20 protein-coding genes are annotated in these 15106 nt (G+C 67.8%); 7 read left to right on the top strand and 13 right to left on the bottom strand.

Annotated elements, in window-relative coordinates; translation table 11 throughout:
• The first annotated feature begins 36 nt into the window (after positions 1–36).
• The 3 genes from vapB to JL11_RS15345 are packed head-to-tail and all read left to right on the top strand — an operon-like array spanning position 37 to position 1531.
• Positions 37–279, top strand: coding sequence for a type II toxin-antitoxin system VapB family antitoxin (vapB, locus tag JL11_RS15355; RefSeq protein WP_054766421.1), 243 nt, complete (start codon positions 37–39; stop codon positions 277–279).
• Positions 279–713 (top strand): PIN domain-containing protein, encoded by a 435-nt coding sequence (locus JL11_RS15350; RefSeq protein ID WP_054766420.1) that lies wholly within the window; start codon positions 279–281, stop codon positions 711–713. Before vapB ends, JL11_RS15350 begins: the two co-directional genes overlap by 1 nt.
• A complete protein-coding gene (locus tag JL11_RS15345; RefSeq protein ID WP_054766419.1) occupies positions 710–1531 on the top strand; it encodes a TIGR00282 family metallophosphoesterase in 822 nt (273 codons plus the stop codon). The genes JL11_RS15350 and JL11_RS15345 overlap by 4 nt, the downstream gene beginning before the upstream one ends.
• Before the next feature lie 49 nt (positions 1532–1580).
• Here the strand turns inward: JL11_RS15345 and JL11_RS15340 are convergent, their stop codons facing one another.
• From JL11_RS15340 to purL, 8 genes are all read right to left on the bottom strand, one after another.
• A complete protein-coding gene (locus tag JL11_RS15340) occupies positions 1581–1901 on the bottom strand; it encodes an XRE family transcriptional regulator (RefSeq protein WP_054766418.1) in 321 nt (106 codons plus the stop codon).
• 1 nt (position 1902) lies between these two features.
• Entirely contained in the window at positions 1903–2259 is a 357-nt protein-coding gene (locus tag JL11_RS15335) for a type II toxin-antitoxin system RelE/ParE family toxin (RefSeq protein WP_054766417.1), read from the bottom strand.
• 58 nt (positions 2260–2317) lie between these two features.
• Positions 2318–3883 carry an alkaline phosphatase D family protein gene (locus tag JL11_RS15330; protein WP_054766416.1) on the bottom strand — a complete coding sequence of 522 codons (1566 nt, stop codon included), beginning with the start codon at positions 3881–3883 and terminating at the stop codon, positions 2318–2320.
• 67 nt (positions 3884–3950) lie between these two features.
• Positions 3951–4958, bottom strand: a complete 1008-nt coding sequence (locus JL11_RS15325; RefSeq protein ID WP_231681330.1) for a glycosyltransferase family 4 protein — start codon at positions 4956–4958, stop codon at positions 3951–3953.
• Between the two features lie 171 nt (positions 4959–5129).
• Positions 5130–6515: a cytochrome P450 gene (locus tag JL11_RS15320; protein ID WP_231681328.1), complete on the bottom strand. Its 1386-nt coding sequence runs from the start codon at positions 6513–6515 to the stop codon at positions 5130–5132.
• A 105-nt stretch (positions 6516–6620) separates the two neighbouring features.
• The gene (locus JL11_RS15315; RefSeq protein WP_054766413.1) at positions 6621–6878 is read right to left on the bottom strand and encodes a DUF2442 domain-containing protein; all 258 of its coding nucleotides are present in this window, start codon (positions 6876–6878) and stop codon (positions 6621–6623) included.
• A complete protein-coding gene (locus JL11_RS15310; RefSeq protein ID WP_054766412.1) occupies positions 6859–7104 on the bottom strand; it encodes a DUF4160 domain-containing protein in 246 nt (81 codons plus the stop codon). The genes JL11_RS15315 and JL11_RS15310 overlap by 20 nt, the downstream gene beginning before the upstream one ends.
• A 4-nt stretch (positions 7105–7108) precedes the next feature.
• Complete coding sequence (gene purL / locus JL11_RS15305; protein WP_054766411.1) at positions 7109–9319, bottom strand: phosphoribosylformylglycinamidine synthase subunit PurL; 2211 nt, start codon at positions 9317–9319, stop codon at positions 7109–7111.
• A gap of 179 nt (positions 9320–9498) precedes the next feature.
• Here purL and JL11_RS17590 point away from each other — a divergent pair, with 179 nt between their 5' ends.
• Positions 9499–9645 carry a hypothetical protein gene (locus JL11_RS17590; RefSeq protein WP_152950781.1) on the top strand — a complete coding sequence of 49 codons (147 nt, stop codon included), beginning with the start codon at positions 9499–9501 and terminating at the stop codon, positions 9643–9645.
• Complete coding sequence (locus tag JL11_RS15300; RefSeq protein ID WP_054766410.1) at positions 9645–9884, top strand: hypothetical protein; 240 nt, start codon at positions 9645–9647, stop codon at positions 9882–9884. Before JL11_RS17590 ends, JL11_RS15300 begins: the two co-directional genes overlap by 1 nt.
• Here JL11_RS15300 and JL11_RS15295 read toward each other — a convergent pair.
• Positions 9881–10678: a hypothetical protein gene (locus JL11_RS15295; RefSeq protein WP_054766409.1), complete on the bottom strand. Its 798-nt coding sequence runs from the start codon at positions 10676–10678 to the stop codon at positions 9881–9883. The two genes, JL11_RS15300 and JL11_RS15295, sit on opposite strands and share 4 nt — an antisense overlap.
• 117 nt (positions 10679–10795) lie before the next feature.
• On the opposite strand from JL11_RS15295, the gene JL11_RS15290 reads away from it, so the two are divergent.
• Positions 10796–11215, top strand: a complete 420-nt coding sequence (locus JL11_RS15290) for a hypothetical protein (protein WP_054766408.1) — start codon at positions 10796–10798, stop codon at positions 11213–11215.
• Positions 11216–11475: 260 nt separating this feature from the next.
• Complete coding sequence (locus JL11_RS15285) at positions 11476–11709, top strand: hypothetical protein (protein ID WP_054766407.1); 234 nt, start codon at positions 11476–11478, stop codon at positions 11707–11709.
• Positions 11710–12024: 315 nt separating this feature from the next.
• Here JL11_RS15285 and JL11_RS15280 read toward each other — a convergent pair whose 3' ends face one another.
• The 4 genes from JL11_RS15280 to JL11_RS15265 are packed head-to-tail and all read right to left on the bottom strand — an operon-like array spanning position 12025 to position 15053.
• Complete coding sequence (locus JL11_RS15280; protein ID WP_227975975.1) at positions 12025–12843, bottom strand: hypothetical protein; 819 nt, start codon at positions 12841–12843, stop codon at positions 12025–12027.
• A gap of 31 nt (positions 12844–12874) precedes the next feature.
• A complete protein-coding gene (gene purQ / locus JL11_RS15275) occupies positions 12875–13537 on the bottom strand; it encodes a phosphoribosylformylglycinamidine synthase subunit PurQ (RefSeq protein WP_054766406.1) in 663 nt (220 codons plus the stop codon).
• A gap of 33 nt (positions 13538–13570) precedes the next feature.
• Complete coding sequence (locus JL11_RS15270; protein ID WP_054766405.1) at positions 13571–13801, bottom strand: hypothetical protein; 231 nt, start codon at positions 13799–13801, stop codon at positions 13571–13573.
• A gap of 25 nt (positions 13802–13826) precedes the next feature.
• On the bottom strand, positions 13827–15053 hold the full coding sequence (locus tag JL11_RS15265; protein WP_082382731.1) for an MFS transporter: 1227 nt from the start codon (positions 15051–15053) through the stop codon (positions 13827–13829).
• Positions 15054–15106 lie beyond the last annotated feature (53 nt).

The raw sequence follows: 15106 nt of genomic DNA, 5'->3' as shown, positions 1-15106 counted from the left end.
ATTGACATATACCTCGCCTCGGCCCATCCTTTCGAAATGAACGCCCCGTGGAAAGCGCCGCTGAAGGCTTCGATCTTCATGTCCAATCGCTCGCAGGCGGTGCGGTTGCCCAAGGCCGTGGCCTTTCCGGATGACGTGAAGGAGTTGCGCGTCATACAGGAGGGGCGCAGCCTGTTGCTGGTGCCTGCGGACGCGGTCTGGACCGATTTTCTGGCCGAGCCCGGCATAGATATCTGCGAGCCTGAAGATCCGATCGACGATTCCGTCGTGGAATTCTGATGCTGCGCTACAGCCTGGACACCAATGTCTGTGTCCGAATTCTGAGAAACAGGCCGTTTTTGAACGGGCCCCTGGCGGATCGGCTGAACGATGCGGCCGACTCCATTGCGGCTTCGACCATTGTGGCGATGGAGCTTCTGTATGGCGCGGCCGTATCGGATCGGCCCGGGCAGCGGCGAGAACAGGCCAAAAGACTGCTGGCGCGGATGACCGTGCTTGATTTCGATGCGGCGGCGGCCGAACACGCGGCCGACATCAAGGCCAATTTGAAAAGGCGCGGCGAATTGATCGGTTCAAACGACATTCTGATTGCGGGGCACGCCCGTAGTCGGGGTCTGATCCTGGTGACGGGTAATCTGCGCGAGTTCGAACGCGTCGAAGGCTTGCGGGTCGAAGACTGGCCTGCGGGTCCGAACGCGCCGGGCGTCAAATGAGACTGGCGTTTTTCGGCGACGTTATCGGCAAGTCCGGCCGTGACGGGATCAGCGATCATCTTCCGGGCCTGAAGCGCGACCTGAAGCTGGACTTCGTGGTGGTGAACGCCGAGAACGCCGCGGGCGGCTTCGGCATTACCGAGAATACGGCGCGTGAGCTGTTCATGGCGGGGGCGGACTGCCTGACCCTGGGCAATCACTCGTGGGACCAGCGCGAGGCCCTGACCTATATCGTGCGCGAGCCGCGCCTGATCCGGCCGGCCAACTATCCGCGGCTGATGGATGCGCCGGGCGCCGGGGCCAATCTGTTCGAGACCGACACGGGCCGCACCGTCCTGGTGATGAACGTGCTGGGCCGGGTGCATATGGACCCGATGGACGATCCGTTCGGGGCGGTGGAGCGCGAGCTGGCGGCCGCGCCCCTGGGCGCCGTGGCCGATGCGGTGATCGTCGACATGCACTGCGAGGCGACCAGCGAGAAGATGGCCATGGGCCATTTCTGCGACGGGCGAGCGTCGCTGGTGGTCGGCACCCATACCCACGTCCCGACCGCCGACTGCCAGATCCTGCCCGGCGGTACGGCCTATCAGACCGACGCCGGCGGCTGCTGCGACTATGACAGCGTGATAGGCAACGAGAAGGAAGAGCCGCTGCGCCGTTTCACCACCCGGATTTCGGGCGGGCGCTATACGCCGGCGTCCGGGCCGGCCACCGTGTGCGGCGTCTTCGTGGAGACGGACGACCGGACGGGGCTGGCGACGCGGGTCGAGCCGATCCGGGTCGGCGGGCGGCTGAGCCAGGCGGTGCCGGTTCTCTGATCCGCACGGGAGAAGTCGCCGCGCTCTCCTGGCCGAGGCGGATCCTATCTCAGTGGCTGATGTCGCCCATGCCCGTGAGGTGAAGGACGCCCTTTCCGGGCAGTTCGACGCGCAGTTCAAGGGTGCCGCCGGCCGCCTCGACGAACCGGCGCAGAGTGGACAGGTAGAGATCGGCCTGGCGTTCCATCTTGAGCACCGAAGGCTGCTTTACTCCAAGCGCCTGGGCGATCTGCTCCTGGCTGCGTTCGGCGAGCTCGCGCAACGCCTTCAGGCCTTCCACTTCGCCCACGAGTTCGGCGGCGCGGGCGTCGATGCGCGTCCGCCGGGCCTCCGGCAGCGCAGCCATGATCTCTTCGCGCGTGCGACCCATCTTATGTCTCCTTCAACGCCCTCAAGTGGCTGGTGAACCGGCTGTCCGCCTTGGCGATAAGGCCTTTGTAGAATCGCTTCTGGGCCGCGCCTGCCTTGTCGCCGGCGACCAGCAGGATGGCCTGCCGCTCCGGATCAAATGCGAACGCAACCCGCCAGACCCCGTCGGCCGCCTTGAACCGAAGTTCCTTCATGTTGGCGTGCCTTGACCCTGCCAGGGTGTCGGCATGGGGGCGGCCCAGCCGGGGCCCATAGACTTCCAACAGCGCCGTCATCGCCAATAGCTCGTCCTGGACTTCGACTGGGAGGGCGTCGAACTCTGGGTCGAACTCATCATGGTTGCTGACGGCCCATGGCATGTCGCTATATAGCTGAGAGGCTATATCCTGTCCATAGGCTCCAGCCTATGTGAGGTCATCACGCCGGCGTCAGCGTGTTCGATCCCGCCTCGATCGCGAAGGTCTGGCGGGTCGTCAGCACGCCCGAGCGGTCCGACACCTTGTCCAAAACCTTGAATTGAGTGGTCCAGACGGTCGGCGTGGCTTCACAGACCACATAGCCGCGCTGGGAGTTGCGGAACTTCAGCTGGGGATTGACGGCCATAAACCGGTCGTAGTCGGCGCCGCGGTCCGATCCGTCGCCGCGCGAGCTGATCGAGGTGCCGACGAATTCGACGGCGATAGGGGCACCCTCGGGCTGGCTGCCGTCAAGCCACAGACCGCCCGCATAGTTCTGATGCTCGTCGCCGGTCAGGACCACGACATTGTCGATGCGGCGGTCGCGGATGTGGCTCAGCAGCCGGTTGCGCGGCACACGATAGCCGGCCCAGCTGTCGGTGTTGACCCCCTGGCCGCCGGAGGTGTTGCGGTTCAGGTCCATCATCATGACCTGTTGAGCCAGGGCCTTCCATCGGGCCTTGGACCGGTCGAGGTTGGTCAGCAGCCAAGCTTCCTGAGCGTCGCCCAGAACCTGAGCCGTCGTCGCTTCTATGCCGGGGCAGGCGGCGTTGAAGCGGCCACTGCAGGGCTGGTCCGTGCGATACTGGCGTGTGTCCAGGAAGGCGACGTCCAGCAGATCGCCGTACTGGGCCCGGCGATAGGCCTGCATGCCCGCGCCGCGCGGGAAGGCCGACTTCCGCATCGGCATGAATTCGTAGAAAGCCTGCATGGCGGCGGCGCGACGCAGCAGGAAGACTTCGGGCGGCGTATCGTCCTGATCAATGTCGCCGACCCAGTTGTTGTCCACCTCGTGGTCGTCATAGGTGCAGAACCAGGCGGCCGAGGCGCGCGAGGCCTGAAGGTCGGCGTCCATGGTGTACTGGGAATAGCGGCGGCGATAGTCGTCCAGGCTGTAGACCTCGCCGCCCAGGTGGACGCGGGTGTTGTCCTGCGGACCGGCGCCCGACTGGTAGATGGGATTGCCGCGGCCCTCATAGATGTAGTCGCCGTAGCAGAAGATGAAATCCAGCTCCTCGTCCGCCATCTTGCGGTGAGCGGTGTAATAGCCCTGCTCATAGTCTTGGCAGCCGGCGACGCCGAAGCGGACGGCCGAGACGGAGGCGCCGGCCAGGGGGGCGGTCTTGGCGCGGCCGACGCCGCTGCGCTCGGTCCCGCACTGGAAGCGGTAGAAATAGGGACGGGCGGGCTCCAGCCCCTCGACCTCGACATGGACGGAATGGCCCAGCTCGGGCCGGGCGATCGCCTCGCCGGAACGGACGACGGTGTTGAAGCCACGGTCGGCGGCGACCTCCCACTTCACGGCGACGGGCGCCTTGGGCATGCCGGAACCGTAGGCGAGCGGGTCGGGGGCCAGGCGCGTCCAGATGACGAAGCCGTCCGGGAGCGGGTCGCCCGCCGTCACGCCCAGCCGGAAGGGGTTCACATCGAACACGGCCTCGGCCAGGGCGGGGCCGGTCGGCGACAGGGCCAGGCCGCCGCCGAAAGCCGCAAGCATGGAACGGCGGGAAAGAGCGAGGCGGGTCATCGGCGCATCCTGAGTTTTCGTCGCCCTTATCCCTACAATGTGACAGGTCTTCCGACTGCGGGGGGCGTCAGGCCGCGTCTCGGCGTTTCCGGCTTTCGACCAACTGGCGGCGCACCTGGGCCAGTTCAGCGGCGCGCCTTTCGGGCGTGTGGGTCTTGAGCACATAGTGCTGGGCCGCGCGGGCCAGGGCCAGGCGGCGGTTCGGCTCCCGGATCAAGGCGTCCAACGCCGCGACCAGATGCCGGGGGGTCACGGCCTCCAGATAGTGGGCGTGGTCGCCGCTGGCTTCGCGAAGGCCGCCGCGCCCCGATGATATAAGGGCGGCGCCCGCCGCATGGGCTTCCACCGCCGTCAAACCGAAGGGCTCGTCCCAGGTCGAGGGCGTCACGGCGATGGCGGCGGATTTCATCTGTTCGCGCACCTGGTCCAGCGGGGCGGACCGCAGGACGGCGACCCGGGGGCCAAACCGCTGAAGCGGCGTGAGATGCGGGGCGGCCCAGTCCGCGTGCGCGGCCCAGTCGTTCAACATCAGGACCGCGCGCCAGGTCGGGTGGCTGTCCAGCACGGCCGGCAAGGCGGCGCACAGGACGTCCAATCCCTTTTCCGGCATGGCCCGTCCGGCGAAGGCGATGATCGGCTGGCGATCTTCCGGCGGCGCCAGCCAGGCGCCGGCGTCGATGGGATTGGGCACGGCGTGGGCGCGATCGGCCAGCTGCGGATAGGTCCGGGCGAAGGCCGTCTTCTCCGCCTGGCTGACGAAGATGAAGCCGTCCATCCGGCTGTAGCGCAAGGCGTAGCGCCACCGATCAAACCACCGGCGCGCGGGCTTCAATGCATTGTGTCGATAAAGGACATGCACCGCCTGGGGGAAACGCGCCGACACGGCCAGGGCCTGTTTCACCTGCTGATGGTGTTCGATCAGTTCCGGCTGAAGCGCGCGCAGGGCGTCGAACAGACTCTGTTGGGTGTTGCGTCGTGGAAGGGCGATCACGCGGGAGGCGTTGTGGTCCTGGGCGCCCTCCTGGCAGAGAATTCGGGTGTCTGGATCATGATCGCAGCGGGCGAGCGTCCGCACGACCGTCTCCATGGAGTTGGGGCGCGCTTCGGAGAAGAGCGAACCCGGCGGCAGCAGAATGGCGGTTCGCAGCGCGGTCGTCCTGAAGCTGATGGCAAGCTGAACAATGGCGCCCGGTCGGCGACACCTGTGTTTAACGCGCCGGGCGGCGAATTCCGTCGCGTGAATTCTTCAGCCTCGGCGCATCCGCAGCCGAAGTCGCATCGGTTCGCGACTGCGCAGGGTGATCTGGTGCACGGGGCGGGGTTCGATCGTCGTGATCGGCTCGATCTCGGCGGCGCGCAGGATGGAGGCCAGGGCGATCACCGCCTCCTGAATGGCGAAGGCGGCGCCGATGCAGACGCGGGGACCGGCGCTGAAGGGGATGTAGGCATAGCGGTCGATGGACTTGCGGTTCTGGGGCAGGAAGCGCTCCGGCCTGAAGGCGTCCGGGTCGTCCCACAACAGGCTGTGGCGTTGCAAAATCCAAGGCGAGATGATGACGGTGGCGCCGGCCTTGATCGGCTGACCGCCGATCTCGTCGTCGGCCAGGGCCTTGCGGGCCATGGTCGGGGCGGGCGGGAACAGGCGCATGGTCTCGTCCAGCACGGCGCGGGTCCAGGGCAGGGCCTCGGCCCATTGCGGATCGGAGACGTCGAAGGCGTCGGCCTCGGCCTGGAGCCGGGCCATGTACTCAGGCTGGCGCGACAGCAGGTGCAGGGTCCAGCCCAGGGCGCGGGCGGTGGTCTCGTGCCCCGCCAGGATGAAGGTCAGGATGTTGGCGGCGACTTCTTCGTCAGACAGGCCGGGTCCGCCGTTCTCGTCGCGGGCCAGCAGCAGGGCGCTGAGCAGGTCTTGGGGCGGCATGTCCCCAGCCTCGATGCGGGCGCGGCGGGCCTCGACCAAGCGGGTGACGCGCTGTTCGAAGAAGCGGGCCGAACCGAAACTGGCCAGACGACCCAGACGGGGCGCCCAGTCCGGCGCGCCCAGCACGTCCAGCGGATCGATGCGGGCGCCGTTGGCCAGGAACTGATTCAGGGCGCGTTCGAAGCCGCGGGCCTCGCCGCCCAGGTCGTCGGAGAACATGGTAGCCGACAGGATGTCGAAGGTCAGGCCCGACATCTCGCTGTCGATATCCAGCACCCGGCCGCGCGCAGACAGGGACCAGCCGGCGACGCGCGCCTGACAAACCTCCGCCATACGGGCGTTCAGGGTGGCCATCTTTGCGGGGGTGAAAAGCGGCGCCAGGATGCGCCGGACGCGGCGCCAGGCGTCCCCCTCGGTCAGCAGCAGGCCCTCGGCCAGCATGGGACCGAGGACGCGGCGTTGCAGGTCGCCCTTCACATAGTTGGCCGCGTTCTCGGTCAGGACGTGGCGGACGCCCTCGGGGTGGCTGACCACCAGGATCTCGCCGAAGGCGCTGTTTCCGTAGAGCTGCGGCTCGGTGAAATGCCGCTCGGACCACATGCGGATCGGATCGCGCCAGCTGATCCACAGGAAGGGCAACAGGGACAGCGGGCCGCCCGTGCGACGGGGCGGAATGGCGGGGCGGAAGACGGCGTCGGCAGCCAGGGTCATGTCCATGCCTCCAGTAAGGCCCTAGACTTGGGGTCCGGTCGAGGCTGAACAAGGGCCTCCGTGCGACAGTGCGTATCGACGTGTGACTGGCTTAGGGCCGATCGCTCAGGCTGCGGCGTTCGGTCGGTGCGTCATGTCCCCGCGACCGGCGATCAGGCCTTCGACGGAGATGTCCTCGTCGATCTCGTCCCAGTGCAGGCCGGCGGGGCTCAGCCAGACGGCGGCGCGCTGCTCGGGGGTGGCGTGGAGCAGGCGGGGGAACCAGGCGAGCGGAACCCCCAGCTGGCGCCCGTCGGACAGATCGACGAACAATCGCTGCTCATCGAACCACACGCGCTCAGGACTAGGGTGCGAAGAAGTCATTCCACCGTTGCTCTATCAGGTCGCGGTTCGCCTCGACGAGGCGGAGGAGTTCCCTGATCTCGCGATCACTATACCCGATTTTGCGCGCGAGGCGAACGGCTGGCAAAAGCCAGAACTTGGCCTCCTTGCCTGGCTCGGACACATGGATGTGGATGGGCTCGCGCGGCGAGCCCTCGTCCGAATAGAAGTGGAACCGTCTGCCGCGATCTCGGAAGACGACCGGCATTCGATCAGGCTTCCAGCCAGCCCGGCATCCAGCCCTCGTGCCATTCGCGCAGGTGGGCGACGGGGATGCTGAACAGCTCGCCCTTCTCGCCCCTTGAGGCGAAGGCGTCGCCGCTGGCGTGGCCGACGACCGAGGCGTGCAGGCCGGCGGCCTGGGCCTTGGCGATCAGGGCGTCGGCGTCGGGGACGGCGACCAGATAACGGGCCTGGTCCTCTCCGAACAGGAAGATGTGGGCGTGGGCGGCGCTGGAGGCGTCCAGGGTCACGCCGACGTCGGAGGCCAGGACCAAGTCGGCGGCGGCGCCGATGAGGCCGCCGTCGGACAGGTCGTGGACCACGGTCAGGTCGCCGGCCTCGATCAGGTCGCGCACGAAGTCGCCGGTCTTCTTTTCCAGCTTCAGGTCGACGGGCGGCGGGGCGCCGTCCTCGCGGCCCAGCACCTCGCGCAGATAGAGGGACGCGCCCAACTCGCCGACGGTCTGGCCGATCAGGACGAGCGCATCGCCCTCGGCCATGCCGGAGAAGCCCGTCACCACATCATAGTTGGGCAGCAGGCCCACGGCGCCCACGGTCGGGGTGGGCGGAATGGCGACGCCGTTGGTCTCGTTATAGAGGCTGACATTGCCCGAGACGACGGGGAAGGACAGTTCGCGGCAGGCCTCGGCCATGCCGTCGATGGCGCGGACGATCTGGCCCATGATCTCGGGGCGCTGGGGGTTGCCGAAGTTCAGATTGTCGGTGATGGCGATGGGGCGCGAGCCCACGGCAGTCAGGTTGCGCCAGGCCTCGGCCACCGCCTGTTTGCCGCCCTCGTAGGGGTCGTTCTGGACGTAGCGGGGGGTGCAGTCCGAGGTGACGGCCAGGCCCTTGTCGGTGCCGTGGACGCGGACCACGCCGGCGTCGGCGCCGGTGGCCGAGTCCTGAAGCGTGTCGGCCATGACGTGGCGGTCGTACTGTTCCCAGATCCAGCGCTTGGAGGCCATGTCGGGGCAGGCGACGACCTTCATCACCGCATCGGCCCAGTTCTCGGGCGCGGGGATATCGGCGTGGTTCAGCTTCGGCTGCAGCGCGGGCTGGACCCACGGGCGGTCGTACAGAGGCGCGTCGTCGAACAGGGGGGCCAGCGGCACGTCGCAGACCGTCTCGCCGTGATGCTTCAGCACCAGTCGGCCGGTGTCGGTGGTGATCCCGATCACGGCGGCGTCCAGGCCCCACTTCTGGAAGATGCGATAGCCGTCTTCCTCGCGGCCGGGTTTCAGGACCGCCAGCATGCGCTCCTGACTTTCCGACAGCATCATCTCATAGGCGGTCATGCCCTCTTCGCGCTGGGGCACGGCGTCCATGTTCAGCTCGATGCCGACGCCGCCCTTGCCGGCCATCTCGACCGAGGAGGAGGTCAGGCCGGCCGCGCCCATGTCCTGGATGGCGGCGACGGCGCCCGAGGCCATCAGTTCGAGGGTCGCCTCGATCAGCAGCTTCTCGGCGAAGGGGTCGCCGACCTGGACGGTGGGGCGTTTCGATTCCGACTCATCGTCGAACTCGGCCGAGGACATGGTTGCGCCGTGGATGCCGTCGCGGCCGGTCTTGGAGCCGAAATAGACGACCGACAGGCCCGCCGAGGGGGCGGCCGAATAGAAGATGCTGTCGGACTTGGCCAGGCCGACGCACATGGCGTTGACCAGGATGTTGCCGTTGTAGCCGGCGTGGAAGTTGGTCTCGCCCGCCACGGTCGGCACCCCGACGCAGTTGCCGTAGCCGCCGATGCCCGAGACGACGCCCTTGACCAGGCGTTTGGTCTTTTCATGCGACGGATCGCCGAAGCGCAGGGCGTTCAGCAGGGCCACCGGCCGGGCGCCCATGGTGAAGACGTCGCGCATGATGCCGCCCACGCCCGTCGCCGCGCCCTGGTAGGGTTCGATATAGGAGGGGTGGTTGTGGCTCTCCATCTTGAAGATGCAGGCGTCGCCGTCGTCGATGTCGATCACGCCCGCGTTCTCGCCCGGACCGCAGATGACGCGCTCGCCGGTGGTGGGGAACTTGCCCAGGTGGATCTTGGAGGACTTGTAGGAGCAGTGCTCGGACCACATGACCGAGAAGACGCCCAGTTCCACCTGATTGGGCTCGCGGCCCAGCCGGTCGAGGACGACCTGATATTCGTTCGGGGCCAGGCCGTATTCGGCGGCCAGTTCGGCCATGGTCTTCTGGGGAGCGCTCATGGCCGCGCCTTCTAACGGCAGACGGGCCGATAAGCTACATTCCAGACAGCATTTTGGGCGTTCTGGCCTGAGACTCGGCGCCGACCTGTGATGTCGCGGCCGTGATCTGAGCCAGGGACGGACGGACGGAACGGGTCGGGCGCCGCGCCATTGTCTCCTGGCGACAAAGGAGCATCCGCATGACCGACACCCCCAACGACCCTGCCGCCGCCCCGGAAGAGGACGACCGCGCCGAGATCGCCGCCGACGACGCCGGCGCCTCCGCCATGGCCGAAGAGGCGCAAAAGGAGGTCGAGGAGACCGAGGAAGACGGGGAGGGCATCTGATGGCCTCCCACGATCTGACCAAGCCCAGCCCCGCCGAGCACCAGCAGATGGACCGGTCCAGCGATCCCGACACGACGCGGAAGATGGACGCGGCGGCGCCGGAGGCGGCCCTGGCCAGCCGCCGCCAGTGGATGACTGGAGAGGCGACCGGCGTCGGCAGCGTCGGCTATGACGAGGAGGGCGCCTTTGACGTGGGGGCGGGCGAGGCGGTTCCGCCCTCGACCTCGACCTCGACCTAGACGGCGCGTTCGACCCCAGGCTTGAGGCGGAACACCAGAAGGACGCCGCCGACCAGCAGAATCACGGCGCCGGCCAGGGCCGTGAAGGCCACCGCCGGCTTTTCCGCCTGTTCCGCGACGAAGGCGCCCAGGAGGCCCCAGGCCGTCGGGAGGGGATAGGCCAGGGTCCGCAGCGCCGCCGTCACCGCCAGGGCGACCCCTGTCGTGGCGACGACGGCCAGCACGGCCCATGCCGTCGGCGTCAGGGCGGCGGGCAGGGCGTCGAAGGCGGTGAGGGTGGTGATCAGGTTCAGCGGCGCCGCCACCGTCAGCCAGCCGGCCAGGGCGGCGAGGGGCCAGACCAGCAGCAGCCGGTCGCGATCGAAGCGGGCGAGCCGCCGCACCTCGCCCGACAGGGCCAGCATCGGCGCCAAGAGGGCGATCAGGGTGGCGAAGATGATGACGACGCTGGCCGCCTTCAGGTTCAGGGCCGCCACGATGATCCAGAGACCCAGGCCGAAGAAGGCCACGGCGGAGGGCCAGCCCATCCGGTTGATCAGGACGCTCTCGCCCGTCTGGGGCAAGACCTGACGCACGGCGTAGGCCAGAAGCCCCAGATAGATCAGGCCCCAGATCGAAAAGGCGTAGCCGGCGACCCGCAGGGTCTGGTTCCCTTCAGCGGCGAACTCGGCTTGGGTCAGGCCCAGCCCGGCCAGGTTCTGAACCAGGGGGACGACCACGGCGAAGACGGCGGCGGCCAGGACCACCAGGCGACGGGTGCGCTGAGCGGGCGTGGGGCGAAGGATCGAAGACATGGGGGTTCCACTTCACGGTTCAGCGCTCTGTACGCCCCACGGGGACGGAAGGTTCACCGGCCTGGGTTGAAAATGTGAAGCTTGCGAGAGAGGGACGGCCCATGCTGGTGTCGCCGGATGATCCGTTGCCGCCTTCACGCCTGCGCCGGCCTGGCCGTTCTGCTTCTCGGGGCGTGGGGAAGCGACCCGGCCCTGGGCCAGGCCCAGGCCCAGGCCCAGGCCGCGCCCGCGCTGGTTCTGAACGCCTCGGCCGAGGCGGCCTGGGCCGAGGTGCGCGCGGCCCTGACGCCGCCGCAGCAGGCCCTGGCCGTGCGGCGCTTCATGGCGGCCCTGGCGAACGCCAACGGGCGACCGGTCGTCCCGCCGATGGACGCGCGCGAGATCGCCTCCGGCCGGGCGGCGGCGGCGGACGATCCCGCCCTGCTGCAAAGGCCCCAGGCCTATGAGGCGACCTTGAGCGTGGGGGGGCGGTTCCTGACCTTCCGGCCCCTGTCCCGCGCCAGTCTGGAGCCCTTGACGCGGCGGAGCGCGCCCTAAAACACTGTCCGATGTGTCCGATGTGTCCGATGTGTCCGATGTGTCCGATGTGTCCGATGTGTCCGATGTGTCCGAAACCGGCGCCGACTCCGTCAAAGACCCCCTGAACCATACGCCCGCTTGCCGCAGCGGCGGGTCGTTTGGGTTGGGGCTTCTGCAAGCCGTTGAAGCGCCGAGGGTTCCATCTGAGAATTGCACCGACGTCAGGAACCGGCGGCCGTGCGGCCGGTTGTCAGTCCAGTTCCAACTGGAGAGGCGACATGGCCGATCAGACCGAAACCCCGCATTTCGAAACCGATGAAGTCGCCGCCAACCGCGCCATCGAAAACGGTCAGGGCGTCGGCGCCCGCGAACTGGCCGCCCAGCGCGAGCCAGGCGGCGTCGACACCGCCGATGAAGACCCCCAACTCGAGAACGGCGTCTCGGTGATCGAGGACGGCGACGATGCTTTGGATGAGAACCTGGCGGTTCAGGGCGTGGACGACGCGGGCTGATCCCACCTTGCCGAGGATGAACGCGGGGCGCGCGGGCGCCGCCCTCTCTCACGCCTAAGGCGCGGATGTTCCAGGTCGCCATCAGCAGACTGTCGCCGGCCGTCTTGGACGCCACGGCGTCCCAGGGCGTTCAGCCGCTGGAGGTCGTCCAGCACCGCCTGGGGGCGGTGGATCGAGAATAGTCGCCATGATCACCCCCGAGACGCTGATGCACCTTCAGGTTAGCCAAGAACGCGATCATCACGGGTCACGAGCGCGAGAGAACCGTGGTTTTCCTACGTCCCAGCCTTCGAAGGGGGCTGGCGACCGTGAGTCTCAATCCATCCTGAAGCTGACGGAGAAGACGATTATTCCGTCTTCAAGACGCCTTCCAGCGCTTGCAGCCTCGTCGCTGAGGCGGAGCCGCGCCCGATCCACCGAGCGCAAGGCTTCTCGCCCCAGGCCGTAACCGCGCGGCCATTCGCTTTCGATCTGGCAGTTCACCAGCCGACCGTCGTTTTCAGCGCCGCAGGACAGGACGGCGTAACCCTCCGTCGGCGATCGGCCGCCGACAGGGGCCGGGAACCGGGGTCGGGGAACGATTTCCCATCGCGCGAGCGCAGGAAGCGTTTCTCGCCCGTCGCCCTCCGTGTCCTTGTCGCGGGGATCGATCAGAGGCCGACCGCAGGCGGTCAAGGTCTGCTCAAGGGCGGTGCTGGACGGGTTGAGGGCCATGATGAAGCGGTAGCGTCGGTGGTCGGGGCCTTGGGCGACGATCTGGAGTTCGCCGCCTTCCGCCAGTTGGCGCGCCACCATGGCCGGCAGACGGCTGAAAGCCGTCGTGCGATCCTCTCCCACGGTCCAGACGGTGGTTTTAAGAGCCGCATCTTCTCCGACCGAAAGCCCAAGATCGCGCGTCGTGGCGCGTAAGGGGGCCTCGGGCAGGCCGGTGATGAAAAGGTCGTAGGCCCCGTCGATGCATCGGGCGACCAGGGTGACGCCCGAAGTGAATTCAGCAAGGGCCAGGGTAGCCTTACGCTCGGGGATGGAGGTCAACACCCAGTCTTCTTGGGGCGGCGGCGCGTCCTGCGCCTTCGCGGAGACGGCGCCGGCCAAGAGGGCGGAAACGGCGAGGGCGGGGAGGAAGGCTTTCATAACCCCACTCCGCCTCAACGCATGATTGCCGTCAAGCCGCCGCGTAGATGCTTTGGAACAGAACCGCGCCGTCGGCGGAGCCCAGTTCGGCTTCGAAGGCGCGGTCGGGGTGGGGCATCATGCCGAGCACATTGCCGCGGGCGTTCTGGATGCCGGCGATGTCGTTGACCGAGCCGTTGGGGTTGTCGACGTAGCGGAAGACCACCTGGCCCTCGCCCTCGATCCGGGCCAGGGTCTCGGCGTCGGCGAAGAAGTTTCCGTCGCCGTTGCCCTGGGTCATGACCACTTCGCGCTGCCCCTGATAGCCGGCGGTGAAGCGGGTCTGGCCGTTGGCGACGGTCAGGGCGATGGGCTTGCAGACGTATTTCAGGCCCTTGTTGCGCAAGAGGGCGCCGGGCAGCAGGCCGGCCTCGCACAGGATCTGGAAGCCGTTGCAGATGCCGACCACGGCGACGCCGTCGTCCGCCGCCTTCTTCACGGCCTGCATCACCGGCGACTGGGCCGCCATGGCGCCGCAGCGCAGATAGTCGCCGTAGGAGAAGCCGCCGGGAATGACGATCAGGTCCAGGCCCTGGGGCAGTTCGGTCTCGGCGTGCCAGACCATCGAGACGGGCTCGCCGGTGGAGCGTTCGACGGCGACCTTGCAGTCGCGATCACAGTTGGAACCGGGGAAGACGATGACGGCTGCGCTCATGGCGCGGGCCTCTAGCACCGTTTTCAGCAAATGTCAGTGCGCGGGTTCAAGAAGTCCGAGGCGGGTCTCGATCCGGCCGAGACGGGCGTCCTGACGATCAACGATCTGATAGAGGTTGGAGACGTCTTGGTTCAGGCCGTTGAGGTGGAGGCGCATGGCCTGAAGTTCGCCCTTCACGTCGGCGATGTTGCCGTCGATCCGATCCAGGCGCGTCTGCATCGACTTCAGCACTTCGTAGATGAGGTCATTGGTGACGTCCGCCATACGCCCATACTACCATAAACTGTGGTTACGCCAAACGCTCGGACGCAGCACGTTTGCGCCCCGCCAACCAGGCGATCACGAAGATTGCAAACCCGCCCAGGGACAGGCCCATGCCGACCCAGCCGGTCGAGGTCCAGCCGTAGCCGGCGGCGATGGCCAGACCGCCGAGAAGCGGGCCCAGCGCGTTGGCGGTGTTGAAGGCCGAGTGGTTCAAGGCCGCAGCCAGGGTCTGGGCGTCGCCGGCGACGTCCATCAGACGGGTCTGAAGCACCGAGCCCAGGCCGCCGCCGCCGCCGATCAGAAAGACCACGACCATGACGGCCCACAGGTGCGGTGCGGCGAAGGGATAGAGGGCCAGGGCGGCGGCGCTCCACAGCAGCAGGCCGCCCGCCGCCGGAAAGCCGATCCGGTCGGCCGCCCAGGCCCCCAGGATATTGCCCAGGAACATGCCGACGCCGAAGACGGCGAAGACCCAAGGCAGGATCTCCGGCCCCACGCCGGTCACCGCCTGAAGCGTCGAGGCCAGATAGGCGTAGACGCAGAACATGCCGCCGAAGCCGATCGCGCCGACGCCGAGCGTCAGCCAGACCTGGCTGCGCTTCAGGGCGCCCAGTTCGCGCAAGGGGCTGGCGTCGGCATGGGCCGGGTCGCGCGCGGCGAACAGGGCGACCAACCCCATGGTGATCACGGCCAGGACGCTGACGATGGCGAAGGTCCAGCGCCAGCCGAAGGCGTGGCTGACCAGATTGGCGAAGGGGACGCCGATGACGGTGGCGACCGTCAGCCCCATCAGAATGGTCGAGACGGCGCGGGTGCGCAGGTGAAGCGGCACGATGGAGGCGGCGACCAGGGCCGCCACGCCGAAATAGGCGCCGTGCGGCACGCCGCTGAGGAAGCGGAAGACCAACATCCATTCATAGGTGGGCGCCATGGCCGACAGGCCGTTGCCGACGGCGAACAGGGCCATGAAGCCGATAAGCAGCAGCCAGCGGGGGCTGCGCGCGCCCAGCACCGCCAGGATGGGCGCCCCGACCACCACGCCGGCCGCATAGGCGCTGATCACATGGCCCGCCGTCGGGGCGTCGACGCCCAGGCCGGCGGCGAAGTCCGGCAGGATGCTCATGGCCGCGAACTCGGTCACACCGATGGCGAAACCGCCCATGGCCAGGGCGATCAGGACCAGGGCCACACGGCCCGCAGCCATGGGTCTTACGGCGACGTCAGTGTCGGCCACGGCGCCGGAGACGGCCATGCGAAAATCCTGGGGCGAGAACGGAGGGGTGTTGCGCTGCAACATAGGGGGCC

This window comes from Brevundimonas sp. DS20 (genome assembly GCF_001310255.1).
GTDB lineage: Bacteria > Pseudomonadota > Alphaproteobacteria > Caulobacterales > Caulobacteraceae > Brevundimonas > Brevundimonas aurantiaca.
The sequence above is the reverse complement of the archived record's forward strand: the minus strand, read 5'-3'. Positions and strand labels throughout refer to the sequence as shown.